The organism is bacterium (assembly GCA_026414725.1).
GTDB lineage: Bacteria > Ratteibacteria > UBA8468 > B48-G9 > JAFGKM01 > JAAYXZ01.
The window spans coordinates 1-7,815 of record JAOAIL010000031.1; the positions used below are offsets into that span (position 1 = coordinate 1).

At 36.0% G+C, this 7,815-nt stretch carries 7 protein-coding genes; 2 read left to right on the plus strand and 5 right to left on the minus strand.

From position 1 onward, the window contains the following. Together N3D17_07365 and N3D17_07370 are read left to right on the plus strand one after the other, a co-directional pair. On the plus strand, positions 1 to 138 hold a 138-nt coding region (locus tag N3D17_07365; protein ID MCX8083186.1), incomplete at its 5' end, for a tyrosine-type recombinase/integrase. A 63-nt stretch (positions 139 to 201) separates the two neighbouring features. Continuing rightward, positions 202 to 2,544 carry a 6-phosphogluconolactonase gene (locus N3D17_07370; GenBank protein MCX8083187.1) on the plus strand — a complete coding sequence of 781 codons (2,343 nt, stop codon included), beginning with the start codon at positions 202 to 204 and terminating at the stop codon, positions 2,542 to 2,544. 20 nt (positions 2,545 to 2,564) lie between these two features. Here the strand turns inward: N3D17_07370 and N3D17_07375 are convergent, their stop codons facing one another. From N3D17_07375 to N3D17_07395, 5 genes are all read right to left on the minus strand, one after another. Beyond that, a complete protein-coding gene (locus N3D17_07375; GenBank protein MCX8083188.1) occupies positions 2,565 to 3,155 on the minus strand; it encodes a hypothetical protein in 591 nt (196 codons plus the stop codon). Further along, complete coding sequence (locus N3D17_07380) at positions 3,152 to 3,349, minus strand: hypothetical protein (protein ID MCX8083189.1); 198 nt, start codon at positions 3,347 to 3,349, stop codon at positions 3,152 to 3,154. The genes N3D17_07375 and N3D17_07380 overlap by 4 nt, the downstream gene beginning before the upstream one ends. Before the next feature lie 259 nt (positions 3,350 to 3,608). Beyond that, positions 3,609 to 5,576, minus strand: coding sequence for a trehalase family glycosidase (locus N3D17_07385; GenBank protein ID MCX8083190.1), 1,968 nt, complete (start codon positions 5,574 to 5,576; stop codon positions 3,609 to 3,611). A 74-nt stretch (positions 5,577 to 5,650) separates the two neighbouring features. Further along, a complete protein-coding gene (locus N3D17_07390; GenBank protein ID MCX8083191.1) occupies positions 5,651 to 6,472 on the minus strand; it encodes a sugar phosphate isomerase/epimerase in 822 nt (273 codons plus the stop codon). Between the two features lie 108 nt (positions 6,473 to 6,580). Continuing rightward, positions 6,581 to 7,815, minus strand: a 1,235-nt coding sequence (locus tag N3D17_07395) for an efflux RND transporter permease subunit (protein MCX8083192.1), incomplete at its 5' end; no start/stop codon positions are given.

Below are 7,815 nucleotides of genomic sequence, written 5' to 3' on the forward strand. Positions count from 1 at the left end.
ATGCTGGAGCGTGGTGCTGACCTGCGGAGTGTACAGGAACTATTAGGACATGAAAGGATTACCACCACCCAGATTTACACACACCTTACACTGGAGAAACTACGGGAGTTCTATAACAGGACCCATCCCCGCGCCTAATCTATCTTAAATTATTGTGTTATAATAATATATTCCTTACATTACATTCAAGGCAGATGGATTATGAAACACTATAATACATATTCTAAGGTGGAAGAGATAGCAGTTGAAAAGTTTGGGAAGAAACTTTTATATCCTTACGAAAAGATACAGACACTTGAAGTTCCTAATTTCCCATCTCTCGGGAAACTTGTATCTTTAAGGTTTATTGAATGGCTACAGTTAAATCCAGATGGTGTTATATCTCTTCCCACAGGCAAAACCCCTGAATATTTCATAAAGTGGACTGAGTTTTACCTTAAAAACTGGGATAAAAAGGAAGTAAAAACAGAATTAAATTCATGGGGGATAGATAGCAAAAATAAACCTGATATGAAGAACTACTGGTTTGTCCAGATAGATGAGTTTTATCCTGTTGACCCCAGAAGAGAAAATAGTTTTAACCACTACATAAGAAATTTTTATATAAAGGGATTTGGTCTTGATATAAATAAAACACTCCTTATGGATACATGGTTTACAGGAGCAGAAGAAGGAGAAACCCTCGGTTCTGTTTTTCCAGATGGTAAGGTTGACTTATCTTTAAGATACAGGAGCCCTAAAAATTATGATGAAGAAAGACAGCAGAAGGCAATATATGCGATAGATGAATTTGCGATGGAGTATGAACAAAGAATAGAAGATATGGGTGGTATCGGATTTTTCTTGGGTGGTATAGGTCCTGATGGACATATTGCATTTAATATCAGGGGCTCTGACCACAACTCCACAACGAGGGTTCTAAAGATAAATTATGAGACCGCTGCAGCCGCTGCTACTGACCTGGGTGGTATTGAAAATTCAAGGGACAGAGCAGTCCTCACAATAGGGCTTGCCACAATAACCAGAAATCCTTCCACCACTGCTATTATTATGGCTGCTGGAGAGAGCAAGGCAAAGGTGGTAAGGGATGCCATAGAAAACCAACCTGATATACTTTATCCTGCAACTGCTTTACAGAAACTTGAAGGTGCGCGTTTTTATATAACGAGTGGGGCTGGTTCATTATTAACTGGCAGAAGGATAGAACGGATAAGGAATACAGAACCACTACCCTATTTTGAAAAGGAAAGAATACTTGTAGATATTTCCTATAACCTGAACAAAAAGATAACCGCTCTTTCCAGAAAAGACATAAAAGAGGATATTTATGGGCAGGTCTTATTAGAAAAAAAAGAAATTAAAGATATTAAGGAGATTACACATAAAATAGATAATGAATTCAGAAAAAGGGTTGAAAAAGGTATGGATGAAAGTGGAGACAGGATATTCTTGCATACAGCCCCACACCATGATGATATTATGCTGGGTTATCTGCCTTATATTCTCCATCTCGTAAGGAAACCAACAAACTATCACTATTTTGCTACCCTTACAAGCGGATTTACCTCTATCACCAATACCTATACAATCTCGCAACTGGAAAACCTTGAAAGATATATAAGAGAAGGCAAACTGAAACGGCTTCTAAAAGAAAAAGATTATTTCAAGCCAGACAATATAACAGGCAGAAACAGGGATATATACAGATATCTTGATGGGGTGGCTGCAGGGAAGTCCGAAGTAAAACAAGAGGCAGAGGCGAGAAGAATGTACAGAAATATATGTGAACTGACAGAAACATCAGAGCCAAAGGATGTATTTAAAAAAGCGGTTTCACTGAAGAAAGAATTATTAAGTGCATATCCAGGCAAAAAAGATATACCGGATGTTCAGAAACTTAAAGGAATGATAAGAGAATGGGAAGAGGAACTGCTCTGGGCACACCTCGGATTCAGTTGTAATAATATCTTTCACCTGCGACTGGGTTTTTATACAGGTGATATTTTCACTCCACAGCCAGAATTAGACAGGGATGTCAAACCATTCCTCGCTATTTTAGAAAAAGTCAATCCAGATATAATAACGGTTGCATTTGACCCTGAGGGGACAGGTCCGGATACCCATTATAAGGTTCTTCAGATAATTGCAGAAGCACTCAAAATTTATAAAGAAAGAACAAAGAAAAAAATTCTTGTCTGGGGATACAGAAACATCTGGCACAGGTTCCATCCTTCTGAAGCAAATATATATGTACCTGTATCAATGAACTCCATTGCTATAATGAAAAGTGCATTTGACATATGTTTTGCATCCCAGAGAAGTGCTTCTTTCCCGAGTTATGAATATGATGGTCCTTTCTCTGAACTTGCTGTTAAGATACTTGTGGAACAGGGAGGTATTATAAAAAAGGTGTTGGGCAGGGACTTTTTTGGTGCAAGTAAATATGCAAGAATCAGGGCAAGCAGGGGTATAAACTTCTTAAAAGAGATGACCGTGGATGAGTTTTTAACAGAATCCGTTTCTCTGAAAAACTTAATGGAATAAAAGAAGTTTGTTTTTATTAATTATATTATTAGAGATCTCAAAGATATTACTTCAGGAAAAGGAGTTTCAAGTGGTATCTTATTTTCCTTTAATTTCTTAGAATCTAATTTTCTGAGAGTATTACCAATCGTTTTGATTCTGTCATCACAAGTAACAAGATTAATATCGTTTCTCCCTAACATTTTAGCAAGTTCTATACCGACTGCAATAAACAATATATCAAAAGTAGAGAGATACCAATCTACTTTTCTTTCATTTTCTTCATCTTCTTTATTTTTCTTTGTGGTAAACCATGTATGTTCTATAGGAGAAATATAGTCAACATTCATAACATGCCAACGGTTAAGTTCTATTTGATAAAATAATTTTCCTCTACGAACATCATCAGTAAATTTCTTATATATTGAATTATAGTTATCTTCTGTTATTTTTCTCTCTCTGTAATAGTATTTCGCAAAAGTATTATATGTCTCAGCAATACAAAAGATAGGGATAAAAAGAAAAACTTCCCCTTGTTGTTTTTTTTCAATCAATTTATTTATTTTGGTAGTTAGTTGTGAAGGGATATAATAGTGGATTATGGCACTTGCATCAAGCAAGTAATATTTCATAATTCACACCCACCACGTCTGGTACTCAAAATCATTTTACAAGCATCTTCTCCTTTAATTCCTTTAGAAGCAAATATCTTTCTAACTTTTTCAATCTCTTTTTTTTCTTTTTCAATTTCTTCTTTTGACCATCCAGCAAACACTTTAACCTTTGGAGAGGATTTTTTCATAGTACCACCTTTTATTAACTGCATAATATTATACACCCTAAATAAAAATTGTCAAATTGCCGTATGGATAGGGTCGTTTTCTATCCATTAAAGAAAGATGATAAAGAGTAGTGTGGACCCTTTGTTAATCCTTCTACACCTCATCCTACTATTCTCTTTCAAAGAGTGAAGGATAAATATCTTCCTACTTTCTCATAGGGGAAGGATTTTACATTCTTATTTTTGCTATATTATCTATATACCTATCTTTTCCTAAGAATCTCAAAAATTCATAACTGTACTTTCAGATTGAAAATACATTATCACCGTAATAGATAAGAAGTGCTCCTATCAGTTCCCCTGCACCTACATTTGAAGAAACACAAGGTGTAGCAATTACTTCAAATGGACCATGTGCAATCTTCCCTGTTATTCCACTCATACACTCCCAGATATTCGGGTATTTAAGTGCAAAGTTTACTATTCCATCTTTGATTTTCTCCATCAATTCAGGATAATAGTTGAATGCGGCTGCCATCCCAAAAGCACAGGAAGTAGGCCAGACAGGTCCCTGCCAGTATATCTCCTCATGGAATCTTTCTTCAGAAGGTGCTACTGTAAATACCCCGTATCTTCCTATAAGTTTTTCAAAACTTTCCTTTGCCAATTTCGCTTTATCCTTACTGACCAATCCGTATGTAAAGGGGACAAGCCCATCACATCCAACGATTGTTTCCAGTGTTCCATCCTCATGTAAAACCCCATACCATTTTTTCTTTTTGTCCCACAGAAATCTGTCCATCGCTTCTCTTGTTTTCTCTGATTCAGAAATCCATTCTATTGATTCCTCTCTGTTTCCTATCTCCTCTGCTATCTTTGCCATTGTCTTTTCATAATAACACCTTTCTCCAGCAAATATAGCAGGATAACAAAAACGTTCTTTTATCCCATCTTCACTCTTTTCTCCATAAGAGACCCTGTGAAGTGCTGGATAGTCATCCATACCTGTCTCATAATGGTAAAGCATCGCCCATAAATGTAAATTTAAACATTCCTCATCTCTGGATTTACTTAAATACTGATAATACTTTTTAAGTTTAGGATACCACCTTTTTAAACTCTCTATATCTTTTGTTTTCTTGTAATACCGCCACGCTACCCACGCGATATGTGGTGTCTGGATTAAACTGCTTCTTGAGCATCTCTCTCCAGGTATTTCCTCATCTATAAAAATTACATGTGGAAGAAACCCATCTTCCCGCTGGGATGTGATAAGGAATAGGTCCAATAACCTTTTCATAAAATCAGAATTAACCTCTGGATTTAAACTTGTATGCCACTGGATTGCAGGTAAAGCCCACTGCCACCACCCTTTATATACAGGAAGTGCTTCTATTACAGTTTTTCCATATCTATCGTCATAATAATAGTTCAATTTGATGACCCACCAGCACTTATAATAGACCTTTTTTTCATTCTCTGTCTTAAAATCAGAATGTGGGATAGAGTTAAACCAACTGTTCCATCTCTCTTTTATTTGTGTTATACAATTATCTACCTTAAATGTTTCTATAGCTTTTTCTTCTGAAACTGTACTTATTCCAAACCTTATCTTTCTGCTTTCATCCGGATTTAGATTGATGTTGTGTTCAAGAATAATATACCTTCCCTTATTTTCTTTGTTTGATATACCCCCCTTCTCTAAGTCCTTTAAACAATCATCAATCTTTTCATATACAGCATAATTTTCAAAATCACCACAGATAAATATCTGTCTATCTCCTGTGTCTATCTTAAAGCAATTGTTATTCTGATAAGATGTTATAACTACCCCATTACTATTAAGAGCAATTACTGTATAGAGTTTTTTATTAAAGGTGTATGGGATATGATTTCTACAGATAAGGTTAACCTCCCATGTAAAACCACCACTTATAACTCGTGTAAATATCTCTTCTGCTTCAATACCTATGTTAGAAAACACAATCCTTCTTTTTATCATATCTGGAAGATACTCCATATCCTCGTAATAAAAGTTATTTCTGGCTAAATTTCCCAACAGGTCAGGAAAATAGTACTCTCCAAATCTGATAGAAAACCAAGGAGTTTCACTGTATGAAGTGGTCTTACGAGAGTCAAAGTTATAACCGATACTGCTGAACTCCGAAGGATAGGCAAAAGTAAGTGAATAGTCCTCTTCCTTTACTAAAATAGCGGTTCTGCGAGGAATTTTTTCATCAAATTTCTCTCGCATAAGTTCCCATATGTCCATAATATATATTCCTTTTTGGTTATATTGAATGATTACCTTACAATCTAAAAGGGATAAGTGCAAACCGGTTAACTTTACAATAAAGATTTTAGATAGTTCAGGTCATATGTAAGTTTCTCTTCAAGCGAACCAAATTCAGCAAAATCTTCAAGGGTAAGGTATCCTTTATATCCTATATTTTTAAGTTTTTCAATTATCAGTTTCCAGTCAAGGTTACCTTTATCTATCTTTGTCCATTCAACTATATAAAATTTGTTATTCGGCTGCATCCCTTTAACACTGCCATTTTTTATATGGACATTTTTAATTAAATTTTTAAGCATTTCAATCTGAATATCCGGCCTTTCATACCCTTCCATCAATGTATTCCCCGGGTCATAGACAATACCCATATTCTTTGTATCAATATCTCTCATAAGGTCTACAATCTCTCCAGCAGAAGATGTAATAAGACCAAAGTGCTGTTCAATTGTCGCAACAGAATTAGTTTTTTTGGCATATTCAGAGACCATTAAAACCTGCTCTCTGAAATATCTTCTTTGTTCTTCATATCCCTTTTCAAAATCCAGGTCGGTTGAGGAGATTCTTAAGAATTGCCCTCCAAACATATTTAAAATCTCTATTGCCCTCTTAATCCCATCATAACTGGTTAACCAGGCATTCTTATCACACAGACCCACCCTATAATAAGTGGTTATTCCTGAAATTTTAAGTCCCTTATCTGAAACTAATTTTTTTATCTCCTTAATTTCTGCTTCTTTTATAGACGAGGTAATATGACATCCATCTTCATGTAATCTGATATCCACTGCATCAAAACCAACTCTACTGGCAGCATCTATTACATCTTTCAAAGGATATCCCTTCCCTAATAATGTATAAAGTACAAGTTCCATCTATACCTCCCTTTCATATGTATTTTAGACATTTATGCAGAGTTTCAGAATATAATAAGAGAATCTATCCCTGCTGTCAAATCTAATTAATCTTCTTTTAGAAAAAATTTATTTACTTCGTCTCTGGAGGTATACCTCCACTGCCTCATAGATTATAGGGATAAGGTAGAGGGTAAAGATAGCGGAGATAAGAACTCCGCCTATAACAGATATCGCCATAGGGGAGCGGAATTCAGAGCCCTGTGACCTTGATATAGCCATAGGGAACATACCAAATACAGTTGTAAGGGTTGTAAGCGTGATTGCTCTGAGTTTTGTTGTGCATCCCTCAACAAGTGCTGTCCTTACATTCTTATTCTTCTGCCTCCGCAAAAGGTTCACATAGTCCACAAGCACTATACCATTGTTTACAACAACACCTGCCATAAGGATAATCCCTAAAAATGAGCCGATATTCAGTGTGGAACGGAAGATGAGCAGTCCAGCAATAACACCTATCATCCCTAAAAGAAGGGTAAACATAACCATCAAAGGATGTAGAAGAGATTCAAATGTGGATGCCATCACCATATAAACAAGAAAGATAGCAAATATGAGCGCTATTAAAAGTCCTCCAAATGCCTCCTTCATCTTTTCATACTGTCCACCAAACTCTATATAATAACCAAAGGGAAGGTTGATATTGTTAATCCTGCTCTGAACATCTTTTATAACACTTCCTAAATCTCTACCAGCAATATTTGCTGTAACAGATACCTTCCTCTTTTTGTTTTCCCTTTCTATCTTTACAGGTCCTTCCCCTATCTCTATCCTTGCCACTTCTTTTAAGGGCACCTTATAACCACCCATTGCCGGGATATAAAGATTTTCTATATCCTTCACTGTTTTTCTCCATCGCTCATTAAACCTTATCCTTACATCATATTCCTCTCCCCCTACCTTATATCTTGTAGAGACCTCCCCTAAAAAAGCAGTTGAGATGGTCTGTCCTATGACTGCAGTGGAAAGACCCATTTTAGATGCTTTATCCCTGTCTATACTTATCTTAACCTCTGGCTTACCTGTTTTTAAACTTATATCCACATCCTTCAGTCCCTCAACATTCTCTATGTTCCTCTTTATCTGTCCTGCAATTTTATATAACTGGTCCATATCACTACCAAATATCTTTATTACTACATCCTGTGTCTCCCCTCCTGTGGAGGTCATCATTCTGCTTATATCAGAAAATTCCCAGTGGACTCCTTTCAATTTTGGAATTTTCTTTCTTATTGTTTCTTTTATCTCTGCCATACTTCTTTCTCTCTCTTCCTTCCACTTAAACCTTGCAAATGCCTGTGCCT

Bases quoted from the DNA above. Each gene is read 5' to 3' on its own strand.
- N3D17_07375 (MCX8083188.1), bottom strand. From the start codon at position 3,155: ATGAAATATTACTTGCTTGATGCAAGTGCCATAATCCACTATTATATC.
- N3D17_07390 (MCX8083191.1), bottom strand. From the start codon at position 6,472: ATGGAACTTGTACTTTATACATTATTAGGGAAGGGATATCCTTTGAAA.
- N3D17_07385 (MCX8083190.1), bottom strand. From the start codon at position 5,576: ATGGACATATGGGAACTTATGCGAGAGAAATTTGATGAAAAAATTCCT.
- N3D17_07380 (MCX8083189.1), bottom strand. From the start codon at position 3,349: ATGCAGTTAATAAAAGGTGGTACTATGAAAAAATCCTCTCCAAAGGTT.
- N3D17_07370 (MCX8083187.1), top strand. From the start codon at position 202: ATGAAACACTATAATACATATTCTAAGGTGGAAGAGATAGCAGTTGAA.